Below are 13132 nucleotides of genomic sequence, written 5' to 3' on the forward strand. Positions count from 1 at the left end.
CCATCCGGCAACGGCGCAGGCTTCGGCGCGCCTGCTCAGAAAATGTCGGGTGTCTTTAATGTTGCGTGAATGGTGCGTGGCCGGGGAGTGGTCTGAGCCATAGCCGGGTCGTTTAGCCATTTTGTAAAAAAGCCCCGCCTCCTGAGGAGAGCGGGGTTTTTTACAAAGGCGGGGCAAGAAAACCTTGCCCCGTTCAGTGCTGTTATTTGCTGTCACCAGAGAAGGTGTTGCTGATATCTTTTCCGGCTTTATCGCCCCAGTTACCAATAGCTTTGCCTGTCCGTTTGCCCCAGTTTTTGGTGGATTTTGCGGCGTCAGACGTACCTTCTTTGGTCTTGTCCCAGGCTTTCTCAGTCCCGCTCTTGGTTTTATCCCAGGCGTTGTTTGTGCCTTCCTTGGTCTTGTCCCAAGCCTTTTCGGACCCGTTTTTGGTTTTATCCCAGGCGTTGCTGGTGCCTTCCTTGGTCTTATCCCAGGCCTTTTCGGACCCGCTTTTGGTTTTATCCCAGGCGTTGCTGGTGCCGTCCTTGGTCTTGTCCCAGGCTTTTTCGGACCCGCTTTTGGTTTTATCCCAAGCGTTGCTGGTGCCTTGCTTGGTCTTGTCCCAGGCTTTCTCAGACCCGCTTTTGGTTTTATCCCACGCGTTATCTGTTGCCTGACGTGTGTCGTTCCATGCCCGGTTCACGGCGCCCTGTTCTTCAGCATGGGCTGCGGGCAGGGTGAGGGTGAAGGCCGCAGCCCCCAGCATTGTGGTCAGGGCGGTCCGGAATGTCGCAAACGTCATTGAAATAGCCTCCATACGATTTTCGCTACGTTACAAATGTCTTGCCGTGGCTTTATGGCAAATATGAGATCAGCCCATGCCGGGGCAGAGCGTGACCTCGCTTCAGTCCTCACGGCGTAACGTCTTGAACTGCCAGAAGGTTTCGTCAGGTGCGGGGAATGCAATCCAGAGCTGCCTGCAGGATATAGGCTGCGGCGAGCTGATCCACGACTTCATTGCGTTTGCTGCGTGAGAGGTCAGCTTCCTCAATCAGCATCCGGTTGACGGCAGAGGAGGAGAGCCGTTCATCCCACAGGCACACGGGCAGGCCAGTCTGTTCAGAAAGAGCAGTCGCCCAGTCCTTGCTGGCCTGCGCGGCGGGGCCGAAGGTGCCATCCAGCGAGAGCGGAATGCCCACCACCATGCCGCCAATGCCATGCTTTGCCGCCAGCGCGCGGATATGCTCCGCCATGGCGCCCAGCTTGCCGCGCTTTACGGTCTCCAGCGGGGTTGCCACCATGCGGGAGACATCGGACAGCGCCAGCCCGACCTGCTTGCGGCCGGGGTCAATGCCCAGCAGGCGGTCATCACGGGCCAGAGTGGCGGCGAGGTCGGTAAGGTTGAACAGAGCCATGTCTGCACGGTATGTTGCCTTGCGCCCGATTATGCTAGGGCTTTTTTCCTCCATAGCTGAAGAGAGTCTGCTTTCATGTCGCTCGACCTCGCGACCACCCGACGTATTGCAAAACTGGCCCGCATCGGCCTTGAAGATGCTGAGCTTGAAACTGTCCGCCAGAAGCTGGACGGCATCCTGGGCTGGGTTGATCAGCTCTCCGAGGTGGATGTTGAGGGCGTGCCCCCCATGGTGGGCACCGAGACTGAGGCGCTGCGCCAACGGGACGACGTGGTGACGGACGGCAATTGCCGGGACGCCATCCTCTCCTGCGCGCCGGAAAAATCCGGCCCCTTCTACACAGTACCCAAGGTTGTTGAATAATGCTGACCGGACTGACGCTGACTGAAGCGCGCGCGGGGCTTGCGGCCCGTAAATTTTCTGCCCGTGAGCTTGCTCAGGCGCATCTGGACGCCATTGGCCGCCTGAACACGCAGCTGAATGCCTATATTACGGTGCTGCCGGAGCAGGACGTTCTGGCCGCGGCCGATGCCGCAGACGCCCGTTACGCCAGTGGCGCTGCGCGGCTGATGGACGGCCTGCCGGTGGGCGTGAAGGACCTGTTCTGCACTAAAGGTGTCAAGACAACCGCTGCGAGCAAGATGCTGGCCAACTTCGTGCCGCCGTATGAAAGCAGCGTGACGGCGCGCCTGCTGGAGGCGGGTTCGGTCTTTCTGGGCAAGACCAACCTTGATGAATTTGCCATGGGGTCCGCCAACATTACCTCCGCGTTCGGCTCGGTGCTGAACCCGTGGAAGCGTCAGGGTGATGATGCCGCTCTGGTGCCCGGCGGCTCCTCCGGCGGGTCCGCCGCTGCTGTGGCGGCTGGCCTTGCGCTGGCCGCAACCGGTACGGATACGGGCGGTTCTATCCGTCAGCCAGCGGCGTTCTGCGGGATTGTCGGGCTGAAGCCGACCTATGGCCGGTGCAGCCGCTGGGGCACCATTGCCTTTGCAAGTTCTCTGGATCAGGCTGGCCCGATGACGCGTAGCGTGGCCGATGCCGGGCTGATGCTGGAAGCCATGGCTGGCTTTGATGAAAAAGACAGCACCAGCTCAAACCGCCCCGTGCCGGAATTTTCCAAAGCGGTTGGCAAAAGCGTAAAAGGTCTGCGGGTCGGCATCCCTGCGGAATATCGCGCGCCCGGTATGCCGGAAGAAATTGCCAAAATGTGGGAGCAGGGCATCGCCTGGCTGCGTGAGGCCGGGTGTGAGGTAGTCGATGTGTCTCTGCCGCACACCAAATATGGTCTGGCTACGTACTATATTATTGCCCCTGCTGAGTGCTCCTCCAACCTTGCGCGGTATGACGGAATTCGCTTCGGTGAGCGTCAGGATGCCGCCACGCTGGATGGCATTTATGAGCGCACCCGCGCGGAAGGCTTCGGTCCGGAGGTGCGTAACCGTATCCTGATGGGCACTTATGTGCTGTCTGCCGGGTATTATGATGCCTATTATCTGAAGGCCCAGAAAGTCCGCACCCTGATCAAGCGGGATTTTGTGCAGGCGTTTGAGCAGGTGGATGTTCTGCTGACCCCCACTGCCCCGAGTGCTGCCTTCGCGCAGGGTGAAAATATGGATGATCCGGTGCAGATGTATCTGAATGACATCTTCACCGTGCCCGCCAGCATGGCCGGGGTTCCGGCAATGTCCGTGCCGGTCGGGCTGGATTCCAGAGGTCTGCCGCTTGGGTTGCAGATTATTGGCCGGCATTTTGATGAAGAAACCGTGCTGTCCGTGGGCGGCGCGCTGGAAGCGGCTGCGGGCTTTGCCCACAAGCCCGCCCTGCATGCGGAGGCAGGCGTATGAGCTACGTGATTGAAGGCAAAACCGGGTCTTGGGAAATTGTGGTTGGGCTGGAAGTCCACGCACAGGTTGTCAGCAAATCCAAGCTGTTCTCTGGTGCCTCCACCACCTTCGGGGCGGACCCGAATTCTCAGGTCAGTCTGATTGACGCCGCATTCCCGGGCATGCTGCCGGTGATCAACCGGGAATGTGTGGCGCAGGCCGTGCGGACCGGACTGGGGCTGAATGCCCGCATCAATCTGGAAAGCCGGTTTGACCGGAAGAACTATTTCTATGCCGATCTGCCGCAGGGCTATCAGATCAGCCAGTTCGCACACCCGATTGTGGGTGAGGGCACGATTGAAATCGAGCTATCCAGCGGTGAAACCCGGAAAATCGGCATCACGCGCCTGCATATGGAACAGGATGCCGGCAAGCTGATCCATGATCAGGACCCCACCAAATCCATGGTGGACCTGAACCGTGCCGGTGTGGCGCTGATGGAAATTGTCAGTGAACCGGATATCCGTGAACCGGAAGAAGCCGGGGCCTATCTGCGCAAGCTGCGCCAGATCCTGCGTTATCTGGGCACCTGTGACGGCAATATGGAAGAAGGCTCCATGCGGGCGGACGTGAACGTGTCCGTGCGTAAGGCGGGTGAGCCGTTCCGTACACGGTGTGAGATCAAGAACGTCAACTCCATCCGCTTTGTTATGCAGGCCATTGAGGTGGAAGCCGCCCGTCAGGTTGAAATCTGGGAAAATGGCGGCGAGGTTGATCAGGAAACCCGCCTGTTTGACGCTGCCCGGGGTGAGACGCGCACCATGCGCTCCAAGGAAGATGCGCATGATTACCGCTACTTCCCGGACCCGGACCTGCTGCCGCTGGTGATTGAACAGGACTGGGTGGATGCGCTCAAAGCGGCTCTGCCGGAACTGCCGGATGCCAAACGCGCCCGCTTCCAGTCTGACTACGGCATTCCGTTCTATGATGCGGGTGTGCTGGTGGCTGAACAGTCTGTGGCGGATTTTTATGAAACCGTGGCCAAAGGGCGGGATGGCAAACTGGCTGTGTCCTGGGTAACGGGGGATCTGTTCGCTGCTCTGAACCGCACTGGCAAGACCATTGAAACCAGCCCTGTCAGCGCGGAAGCGCTAGGCCAGATGCTGGACCTGATTGCGGACGGCACCATCAACGGCAAAATTGCCAAAGAGGTGTTTGAAGACATGGTGGAAACGGGTGAAAGCCCGGATGCCATCGTGGAGAAAAAAGGCCTGCGTCAGGTGACGGATACCGGCGTGATTGATGCCGCGATTGACGCCGTTATGGCCAAAAACGCGGATAAAGTGGCTGAATATCGCTCCGGGAAGGACAAGCTGTTCGGCTTTTTTGTCGGGCAGGTGATGAAGGAAACCAAGGGGAAAGCCAACCCCGCGCTGGTGAATGGCGCTCTTAAGTCCAAGCTGGACGCCTGAGGGCCACAGCCCGGTGTAAAATTTTTGCAGGGGGTTAAAATATCCTGCAAATAAGTCTTTCAGGGGGTTTGACGGAATGCTCAGAACCCCCTAAAAGCGTCCCTGCAAACGTCGTGTACACTTCATACTCTTCTTGCGGAGGGGTGGCCGAGAGGCTGAAGGCGACGGTTTGCTAAATCGTTATACGGGTAACCGTATCGTGGGTTCGAATCCCATCCCCTCCGCCAACATAATCAAAAAACATCAAACAAATCAGTGTGTTGCGAGTGATTTATTTTACGCTCCCATCATCCATCCCACCTTATGGTTTGCGGTTTCCTGCAGCGTCGGGCGGCCTCAAACCGTGTCGGAACGATTTTTGTTGGCAAAACGCCGCGTGTTCTGATAGAACAAAACAAGAATGCGCTGAGGAGCCTTTTCGTTTAATATTCCCCCATCCCGACAGAACATAGCATAGTCCCTCGTGACCGAGGGCAAACGTCCTCCCCAAGACAGCCCCAGCTCCAATCACCCCAGCTCCTCGGCAAGGTGGTTCGACAAGACGGTCGATGGTCGACCGTCATGGCTTGAGGAGTGCATGCGGTGCACGACATACAGACGTCTGGCCTACTGGGGCGCTTTATCACCCGGCTCGAGGCAGCAGAGATTTATCTGCGATGCGACGTTGCGACGGTTGACCGATACGTCGCCAAGGGGCTCCTCCCGAAATACAAGTTCGGCCGGAAAACGCTCTTCCTTCTGGCGGACGTCCTCAAGCTGGTGGTCCGGGCGGATGTCCCTGATATGGAATCAGGTGGACCTTGCGGTTCAACGCGTCGCGGTCGGGCCTGTTCCCAGCCTCTTCCAGTGGCACTGGAGACACTCATTTTCTATCTGATCGCTGCGGCCTTGCTAATACGATTCATCATGCTCCATCATTGACCCGGAGCCGACGGGGGCTTGTCCTGATGCACGCCCCCGTTTGCCTTCACTGAGGTTAGGCGCTCACAAGGCTTGAGCCCTAGCAAAAGCCTGACCTAAACGCGCCGTCAGGGTGGCAGGATCACACACCTCATCAATGTGAAGGATTTCGACCGGAGCTATCCCGACATAGCGGAGCAGGCGTTCCTCGATAGCGTTGCGGAGGCCTTCGGCGTCTTCTGAGACCGAGCGTCCGTCACGGGTGACGGTGCCGACCACTTCGACATACAACGTGGGTTTCCCTCGGACATAGAGCCCGAAGTCGGCTCGCGCCTGGACAACACTCTCTCTGACAGGCGGCTGAACCATCACGCGCACCGCTTGCGGACAGATGCGCTCGATCCGGCGATAAACGGCGAGTTCGACGATGGATTCAATGCGATAGCCTTTGATCCGGACGTCGCCCTGCCAGGCCGGCAGCGTCGGATGGCGTTGGGTCACGGCCTGACGGAAAGCCTTCCACAGAGGCTTGTCGCGGCTGTAGCGGTCGACCAGAGCGTGGCCGCCACCGCAGAACTCGAGCATCTGTTGCGTCGGCGTGACGAGAAGCTCCTTTGACAGAGCAGCATAGCGGTCCAGATCCTCGTCGCGGAAAAGATTGCGGGAGACCCAGTTTGGAAGGGCATTGTTCAGGTGGTCGTTGATCATGACGATAGTCCAGAAACGGCGCACGTCTCCCTCGGGTCCATGAGCCCGATGCAAAAACGCGCGAATTGTAAGGGAAGACAAGAAGGTGACGGCAGCCTGCCGTCGGTCTGGCGTGAAGCGCTCAGTCGCGCTTTACGGCATCACAGCTCAGGAGTGCGCTGGTCAGGTGCCTGAACTTCTTACGGATGTGGCGCGTCAGCACGACGGCCCCTTCGAGGACCGTGCCGTCGGCGTCATTACCAGCGAGGCATTCGCTGAGGGCGAAATCCAGAAGACCGTGCAATGCGGCGATCTGCATGATGTCCGCTTCCACGCGGGACGATAAGATGATGTGTTGAGACATGAAGATTTTCTCATTCGATGTTGGAAGAATGAGGCTCACACCCACACGACCGATACACTCCAGAAGACAACAAATCCTCTGGGGAATTACGGGTATGAGACCTCACGACGAGAAAAGACAAGAACCCTCGAAACACCGCTCAGGCCGTCATACAGAACGACCGCAATACAGGAATAAAAAATCCCGAAATCAGAAATCCATATTCCATCCTCTGGCTTTTCCTGTGGCGGCTTGCCGTTCGATTTCATCCTGCGCTCTCGATACGGCATCGCGTCCCTGCTGCGCATTCTTGACAGCCCGTCGGTCGGGCACGGGTTCGAGCCCATGATGAACAATGATTTTGAGCGTCTCTTCGATCGTCGTCCGGGAGGCGCGTGATAGGTTCCGGGCCAGGCTTTCGATCGCGACGTGCCCCACCACCACGTGATTGTAGATCCTGGGGTCCGGAATATGGACTGAGCCCATGAGAACCTCCGGAATGACGGCACCGATCCGCTGCGGCATGTTGATGCGGAGCGTGGCGGCGCCAGGGGATGCACAACCGTAATGCCGGATCAGGCGCTCGAGCTCCTCGGGGCGCCTCAGACGTGCATCGAACAATGCCTGAGCCCGCTCTCTGGCCTGAAGAACGACGGCGTCGTCACCGCGTGTCGACTGAGCGACCCGTTCCTTCGTTTGTCTGGCCAGTTCCACCGCTTTTTTGCGGCGAACCTTGTCCAGCATACGCGCGAACTCGTCCTGATGATCCCAGCGCGTTCTTGCCTGGAGGGGCGTCTCGCGTATCATGACTATGGCGTCGGCTCGCGCCTCCGCCTGTTTCGCGGCCATCCTCAACTTGAATGCGGCACCGCGTGCCCGGCCCTGGACCTCACGGGCGCGGACGAGGGCTTCGGGGTTTTGACGCCTGATCGGTTTCCGGTCGATCCCCTGGTCGTTCAGAGATCTCGGGTCGACTGGGGGCAGACCCGCAGCTTCGAGTTCCCGGTTGAGTTCGGACGCCCATCGTTCACGGATGCCGAAGACGATCTGCTCGCGTTCCTTTTTCGGCCCCTTGCGTGTGTTCTTGCGTGCGCCTCCCCCTCCCGGATGTTTTGGTCGATAACGCGTAAAGAACTGGGCCTCCGGTCGGTTGAAGCTGTCGAGCATTCGCGGGCTCACCAGGGCATGGAAATGGCGGTTTTCTTCATAGTCACCGGCAACATCACAATGTTCGGCAAGTGTATAGGGACGGCCCTGGGCTAGCGTCTGGCCGAAGCGCTCTCGAAGTCTCGCAATGGCTTCCGGACTCAAATTGCGTGGCACGGAGAGAATAAATGAGTCGGCGGCGTTGCCGGTTTCCCGCCGTTCCACCGCATCCCAGAACATCCTGGCGGAGGTCGCCCAAGCCGGAAGATTGCCGGACTCAACGGTGACAAGATCCTCCCGATCTCGGGAGGCTCCCATGCGGGTAATGTAATCCAAGCGATCGCTCAGGGCTCTCGGGCCGAAGTTTTTAATCCGGAAATGGAAGTGCGCTGTCGTTTCCATGGGCCTCATTCCGAAGATAAAAAGACACAAAATGCTGACATGCCGCAGGCCGGGGTATGGGGGTTTCCCTCATCACGCGACTTTATCAAATCCGGAGCCGAAGGCGGGAGGATTTTATCAAGTCACTAGCGTGCCTTTTCGGATTTAATTTCACCGATCACTGGTAAAATAGGGATGCGAATCACTTTCCGTTCGGAGGACGATCCAGTGGCTCAGAATAATTGGGGACACCCAAAAAATCAGGCGCTCATCGCCGAAATTGCGGCCGCTGATATTTCGGTGCTCAAGGGCCGTCGCAGAAAAATCAGGGAAATTCTAGCGCTCACCGAATTAACATCGATCGATAAGGAAACTCTGCTCGCCCTTCTTGAGGCCGAACGTCTTCGCGCTGATGCTCGCGAGTCTGCTGCCCGTGCAGCAAAAGTCGAAAAACGCTTTGACGATCGGGCACGCGCGCAAAGAGCACACAAGCTTGTTCTCCTGGGAACCACAGTCCGGGCGGCCAAATTGCCTGAAGGCAATCGAGAGCGCCTGCTCGCGGCACTACTCATGGTGAAAGAAAGACTGGCCGGAACCGACCCCAAAAATCCATTCCCCAATATATCCGAGTCCTATCTGGAGCATGCGCGAGAGATCATCGCCAAGGAGAAGAAGAAACGTCAATCCTAGGCCGGGAAGCCAAAGCCATGAGATATTTCGTCTATTTCGAGGATAGCCAGGGACGCATCCAGCAGACGACGATCAAGTTTGAAGGTACACCAACCTCCTACCTTCTATGCGCCCAAATTCGGATTCTCATGCCAGAGGACTATTTTTTTCTTCTTCTGGTTACTGACCGAGGGACTCCGGCTCTTGGACCTCGCCAGTTCGACAGGATTCTTCGTACTGACGAAGGAAAGGAAGCCCTTGCGAAGGAAATCGAAAAGCATCTGGAGCTTCGGTTGCACGACGACTGAAAACGCTGCATTAGGCATATGACGTCTTTCTGCATTTGCCGTTTGCTCTCTCCCTATGTGTGTACATGGTATGATGACGCATAGGGGGAGTCACATGAGCGAACAGCTTTTTGGTAGCCAGAGTACGCCGCTGAAAATCGGGGTAAGAGAATTCCGTGGTAACCTGACCGCTTACCTTCGTCAGGTGCGACAGGGTAGTACGATCCTGGTCACGTCCCATGATGAGATCGTGGCCGAGCTGCACCCGCCATCCCCGTCCTATCGGCCCCGTCGCCAGCCGGGTCGGCTGCGCGGGCGGATCAAGCTGAGTGATGATTTTGACCAGACGCCGCAGGACATGCTCAACAGCATGGATGGAAGTCTGTGAAGATTCTGCTCGATACACACGCGTTGCTATGGTGGTTGTCAGATTCCGATAAGCTGGGACCTGCAGCACGTGAGATTATTGCGGATCCGGCCCGCGACATTCTGATTAGTATTATCTCGCTCTGGGAGATCGCAATCAAAATCCAGATTGGGAAACTGGATGCAGATCTCAACGAGATCACGGATGCGATTCCGGCGGAAGGGTTCACGCTACTACAGATTACCCCCGAGCACCTGAAAATCCTGATGGGACTGCCCATGCATCACCGTGATCCCTTTGATCATCTGCTTATGGCACAGGCACTAAGTGAGCAGGCATCATTTCTGTCCGGAGATTGCCAGACGGCGCATTACTCAATCGAGAGGCTCTACTGTTCATAGCTCTTCGGTTGGTTTTTTATAAATTGCGCGTGTTGTCCAGAAAACGGTGGCTTTCTAGACACTCCGCGGAGTTCCTATGTGGGATCGCCGAAGCTGTTGATGAGTGTTAATATACACGTCAATTTTTCAGTGTTCTGATTCAGTCAATGAATCAACGCATAGGGTAGCCGAAGTGCTTCGTGACTACAGAGTTTCACGAACAACGATTTATAAGTATTGCGGTGTGGTGCCGCCGAGCGAATTGATTGAAGGGATAACATGGCCAAGAAGACAACCGCTTTCGACGTGTTCGAGAAATGCGTCCAAGCAATTCAGGGCGGGGAACTGATCGAATCCGTTTCTGCGAAGGACAAGGAATTTCATTTCCAGAACTGGTTTCAGAAGAGACTTCAAAGTCTCTCGATGCACTTTGAAGGGTCTGGCCGCAACACCTATCCGGATTTCTGCTTGGTGGAGCACACCGAGGGGTATGAGATCAAAGGTCTTGCATGGCCTGGCCGCGAGCGTGACTACGACTCGAACAGCCAGGTGCCGACCGGACACCACAACGGGCGCCAAATCTTCTACGTGTTCGGCCGCTACCCGGCTGACCTATCTGGCTATGCCGATCAGGGCAACGGATGCAGGCAGTACCCAGTGGTTGACCTTGTGGTTTGCCACGGCGACTTCCTCAACGCCGATCATAACTATGTTCACAAAAACAAGAGCGTAAAGGGCTTTGGTACCTACGGCGACATCATGATTCGCGACCGTAAGATGTACGTCGCGCCGACGCCATTTGCGCTTACTGAGGGCACGACGGGCCTGATGACCTTGATCCTCCCAGAGGACTTCGGCGGCGATGATCGCTACCAGATTGTTGGCAGCCTCACGCGCGTCGAAGCCGAAACACTGGTGGTCGGCTACAACTTCGACCTGCGCACGAACGAACTGAAGGCCGATCGCGTACCCAATCCCAAAAAGGGAAATGAGCACCGATTTGTTGCTTATCGGCTCAAGGGGCAGGCTGGCAAGGCTGTCGCCATGACTGGCACACCGGTGCAGCCGGACGAGAACTACCAGCCTGCAGACGGATGCGAATGAGCGCCATCGCCGACACGATCGGGTTCACTCCTCCCGCCGCTGCGACCGCGCTGGAGGGCGACTTCCCGTTGGTTGAAATCAGCCAAATTGCGGAACAAGAAAGTTGGCGAAAGGAGATCAATCGGCCAATTTATCACATTCATAAGTGGTGGGCGACTCGACTTGGGTCAGTATTTCGTGGCATCGTCCTTGGTACATTGAGCCAGCCTGGCACCGACATTTGGGCGCAGTTCTACAAGACGCACGACTTGGCGGGCAAGGTTGTTCTTGACCCCTTCATGGGTAGCGGTACGACGCTCGGTGAGGCAGTTAAGGTGGGTGCCAAAGCTATTGGCTGCGACATCAATCCAGTTAGTACTTTTCTCGTACGCCAAGCGTTCACGCCGGTGTCCGAGGCCGAATTGCGCACCGCGTTTGAGCGGCTGGAGCGTAATGTTGCACCGGAGATTCGGCACTACTACCAGACGCGCGATCCTCTGACAGGCGAGCTGATCCAAGTGCTGTACTACTTCTGGGTCAAGACGGTGACGACGCCCGAGGGCGAAGTCGTCCCATTGTTGTCACGCTACGTGTTTTCGCAGGACGCCTACCCGAAGAAAAAACCGCGAGCGCAGATCGTGTGCCCTAGCTGCTGGGGCGTGCTGGAGGATCGTTATGACGCGACCGACCTGCATTGTCAGCATTGTGGCCACGAATTCAATCCGCAGAAAGGTCCTGCCGCAGGTCAGTACGTTACCACGAAAAGCGGCCAGCGCTATCGCATCAAGGAGTTGCTGCCCAAGAATGGCATGCCACCCGCTCATCGCATGTACGCGATGATGGCCTTGCGTGCTGATGGATCAAAAGTCTATTTGCCAGTGCGAGATGAGGACTTGGCCCTCTACGTGGAGGCCCAGGAGCGCCTCGCAACCGAGGTGCTGCCGCTGCCGGAAACCTCTGTTCGTTCGGGCCACAACACCGACCAAGCGCGAGGTTATAATTACACCCAATGGCGCGAGTTTTTCAATGCGCGTCAATTGCTATGTCTCGGCCTGCTGCTACGGGAAATTCTGACCATCGACGAACTGGACATCCAAGAGCAGATGCTGTGCTTGTTCTCCAGCACTTTGGAATTTAACAATCTGTTTTGCAGCTTCAAGGGTGAGGGGACAGGTGCCGTTCGGCACATGTTCTCCAACCATATCCTCAAGCCTGAGCGTACCCCGCTGGAGAACTCCGTGTGGGGCACTGACAAAAGCAGCGGGACGTTCAGCACGCTGTTTGAATCTCGCTTGTTACGGGCAAAGCGTTACCTCAATGAACCGTTCGAGATCGCGTTCGACCATGACCAGGATGGTAACCGTGCAGGCTCGCGCAAGACGGTGGCCAGCCACCCGATCTGCGCCCGGCGCGTCGAAACTTGGCAGGAACTGGCGGCTTCAGATTATGGCCTCATGATCCTCAATGGCGACAGCTCAAAGCTCCCGATCCCTGAGGGTTCGGTGGATGCCGTTGTGACTGATCCGCCTTACTTCGACTTCGTACATTATTCGGAGTTGAGCGACTTCTTCTTTGCATGGCTCTCCCCTGCGCTGCGGCAGCGCTATCCGTGGATGGCCCGCGAGGACTCGTCTGACCAAGGCGAGGTGCAACACAAAGACCCGCGCGTGTTCGCCCGGCAGCTTGCATCGGTATTTACCGAGGCGTGTCGTGTGCTCAAGGATGATGGTGTGCTGGCTTTTAGCTTCCACCACTCGCGCGCAGAGGGGTGGGCGGCCATCTATGAGGCGATCAACAAGGCAGGTCTGGCCGTGGTCGCGGCGCATCCAGTTCATGCTGAGCTGCGCGCGGCGAGTCCCAAGACAGCGGCCAAAGACCCGATCAGCCTTGATGCGATCCTGGTGTGTCGCAAGAAGGCGTTTGCTCAGCACCAGTCGCCCGCTCTTCAAGATGTGCGCCAGACCGTTGATACGTTGGTAGCGCGACTGCAAACCGCCGGACTTCGCATCTCGGCGGGCGATCGCTTCGTAATTGGGGCAGCGCAGACCTTGATCGCGCGAGCTGCCGGTGATCTGGGGTTTGAGGAAATCAAGATCGATCTGGAGGAAATCCGGCTGCTCGTTGGTCCAGGGGGCGGGAATGGCGATAATGAGCCGGACACGACCGGGGTCGAGTTGGCGACGGTGTGAGGCGC

General features: G+C 57.4%; 14 protein-coding genes and 1 tRNA gene. 10 read left to right on the forward strand and 5 right to left on the reverse strand.

What is annotated here, in order from left to right:
• Positions 1-202 precede the first annotated feature (202 nt).
• Complete coding sequence (locus tag JK199_RS09755) at positions 203-784, reverse strand: endoglucanase (RefSeq protein ID WP_212375514.1); 582 nt, start codon at positions 782-784, stop codon at positions 203-205.
• A gap of 145 nt (positions 785-929) precedes the next feature.
• On the reverse strand, positions 930-1397 hold the full coding sequence (ruvX, locus tag JK199_RS09760; RefSeq protein WP_025829096.1) for a Holliday junction resolvase RuvX: 468 nt from the start codon (positions 1395-1397) through the stop codon (positions 930-932).
• 75 nt (positions 1398-1472) lie between these two features.
• Between ruvX and gatC the strand changes: the two genes are divergently transcribed.
• From gatC to JK199_RS09780, 4 genes are all read left to right on the forward strand, one after another.
• The gene (gene gatC / locus JK199_RS09765; protein ID WP_061490245.1) at positions 1473-1760 is read left to right on the forward strand and encodes an Asp-tRNA(Asn)/Glu-tRNA(Gln) amidotransferase subunit GatC; all 288 of its coding nucleotides are present in this window, start codon (positions 1473-1475) and stop codon (positions 1758-1760) included.
• On the forward strand, positions 1760-3244 hold the full coding sequence (gatA, locus tag JK199_RS09770) for an Asp-tRNA(Asn)/Glu-tRNA(Gln) amidotransferase subunit GatA (protein ID WP_212375516.1): 1485 nt from the start codon (positions 1760-1762) through the stop codon (positions 3242-3244). The genes gatC and gatA overlap by 1 nt, the downstream gene beginning before the upstream one ends.
• A complete protein-coding gene (gene gatB, locus JK199_RS09775; RefSeq protein ID WP_212375518.1) occupies positions 3241-4695 on the forward strand; it encodes an Asp-tRNA(Asn)/Glu-tRNA(Gln) amidotransferase subunit GatB in 1455 nt (484 codons plus the stop codon). The genes gatA and gatB overlap by 4 nt, the downstream gene beginning before the upstream one ends.
• Before the next feature lie 137 nt (positions 4696-4832).
• A tRNA-Ser gene (locus JK199_RS09780) sits at positions 4833-4922 on the forward strand.
• Positions 4923-5679: 757 nt separating this feature from the next.
• On the opposite strand, the gene JK199_RS09785 is transcribed toward JK199_RS09780, so the two are convergent.
• The 3 genes from JK199_RS09785 to JK199_RS09795 all read right to left on the reverse strand — a co-directional run bounded on the left by JK199_RS09785 (position 5680) and on the right by JK199_RS09795 (position 8173).
• Positions 5680-6303: a hypothetical protein gene (locus JK199_RS09785; RefSeq protein WP_244985050.1), complete on the reverse strand. Its 624-nt coding sequence runs from the start codon at positions 6301-6303 to the stop codon at positions 5680-5682.
• A 121-nt stretch (positions 6304-6424) separates the two neighbouring features.
• A complete protein-coding gene (locus tag JK199_RS09790) occupies positions 6425-6646 on the reverse strand; it encodes a hypothetical protein (RefSeq protein WP_212375522.1) in 222 nt (73 codons plus the stop codon).
• A 189-nt stretch (positions 6647-6835) separates the two neighbouring features.
• Entirely contained in the window at positions 6836-8173 is a 1338-nt protein-coding gene (locus JK199_RS09795; RefSeq protein WP_212375523.1) for a MobA/MobL family protein, read from the reverse strand.
• 207 nt (positions 8174-8380) lie between these two features.
• Between JK199_RS09795 and JK199_RS09800 the strand changes: the two genes are divergently transcribed.
• From JK199_RS09800 to JK199_RS09825, 6 genes are all read left to right on the forward strand, one after another.
• Positions 8381-8842: a hypothetical protein gene (locus JK199_RS09800; protein ID WP_061507239.1), complete on the forward strand. Its 462-nt coding sequence runs from the start codon at positions 8381-8383 to the stop codon at positions 8840-8842.
• Between the two features lie 17 nt (positions 8843-8859).
• Positions 8860-9129: a hypothetical protein gene (locus tag JK199_RS09805; RefSeq protein ID WP_061507240.1), complete on the forward strand. Its 270-nt coding sequence runs from the start codon at positions 8860-8862 to the stop codon at positions 9127-9129.
• 70 nt (positions 9130-9199) lie between these two features.
• Positions 9200-9496: a type II toxin-antitoxin system Phd/YefM family antitoxin gene (locus JK199_RS09810; RefSeq protein ID WP_212375525.1), complete on the forward strand. Its 297-nt coding sequence runs from the start codon at positions 9200-9202 to the stop codon at positions 9494-9496.
• Entirely contained in the window at positions 9493-9876 is a 384-nt protein-coding gene (locus JK199_RS09815; RefSeq protein WP_212375527.1) for a type II toxin-antitoxin system VapC family toxin, read from the forward strand. Before JK199_RS09810 ends, JK199_RS09815 begins: the two co-directional genes overlap by 4 nt.
• A gap of 258 nt (positions 9877-10134) precedes the next feature.
• Positions 10135-10959 (forward strand): hypothetical protein, encoded by an 825-nt coding sequence (locus JK199_RS09820; RefSeq protein ID WP_212375529.1) that lies wholly within the window; start codon positions 10135-10137, stop codon positions 10957-10959.
• The gene (locus tag JK199_RS09825) at positions 10956-13127 is read left to right on the forward strand and encodes a DNA methyltransferase (RefSeq protein WP_212375531.1); all 2172 of its coding nucleotides are present in this window, start codon (positions 10956-10958) and stop codon (positions 13125-13127) included. Before JK199_RS09820 ends, JK199_RS09825 begins: the two co-directional genes overlap by 4 nt.
• The last annotated feature ends 5 nt before the right edge of the window (positions 13128-13132 follow it).

This window comes from Acetobacter persici (assembly GCF_018256955.1).
GTDB lineage: Bacteria > Pseudomonadota > Alphaproteobacteria > Acetobacterales > Acetobacteraceae > Acetobacter > Acetobacter persici.

Bases quoted from the DNA above. Each gene is read 5' to 3' on its own strand.
- JK199_RS09755 (WP_212375514.1), bottom strand. From the start codon at position 784: ATGACGTTTGCGACATTCCGGACCGCCCTGACCACAATGCTGGGGGCT.
- ruvX (WP_025829096.1), bottom strand. From the start codon at position 1,397: ATGGCTCTGTTCAACCTTACCGACCTCGCCGCCACTCTGGCCCGTGAT.
- gatC (WP_061490245.1), top strand. From the start codon at position 1,473: ATGTCGCTCGACCTCGCGACCACCCGACGTATTGCAAAACTGGCCCGC.
- gatA (WP_212375516.1), top strand. From the start codon at position 1,760: ATGCTGACCGGACTGACGCTGACTGAAGCGCGCGCGGGGCTTGCGGCC.
- gatB (WP_212375518.1), top strand. From the start codon at position 3,241: ATGAGCTACGTGATTGAAGGCAAAACCGGGTCTTGGGAAATTGTGGTT.
- JK199_RS09785 (WP_244985050.1), bottom strand. From the start codon at position 6,303: ATGATCAACGACCACCTGAACAATGCCCTTCCAAACTGGGTCTCCCGC.
- JK199_RS09790 (WP_212375522.1), bottom strand. From the start codon at position 6,646: ATGTCTCAACACATCATCTTATCGTCCCGCGTGGAAGCGGACATCATG.
- JK199_RS09795 (WP_212375523.1), bottom strand. From the start codon at position 8,173: ATGGAAACGACAGCGCACTTCCATTTCCGGATTAAAAACTTCGGCCCG.
- JK199_RS09805 (WP_061507240.1), top strand. From the start codon at position 8,860: ATGAGATATTTCGTCTATTTCGAGGATAGCCAGGGACGCATCCAGCAG.
- JK199_RS09810 (WP_212375525.1), top strand. From the start codon at position 9,200: ATGATGACGCATAGGGGGAGTCACATGAGCGAACAGCTTTTTGGTAGC.
- JK199_RS09820 (WP_212375529.1), top strand. From the start codon at position 10,135: ATGGCCAAGAAGACAACCGCTTTCGACGTGTTCGAGAAATGCGTCCAA.
- JK199_RS09825 (WP_212375531.1), top strand. From the start codon at position 10,956: ATGAGCGCCATCGCCGACACGATCGGGTTCACTCCTCCCGCCGCTGCG.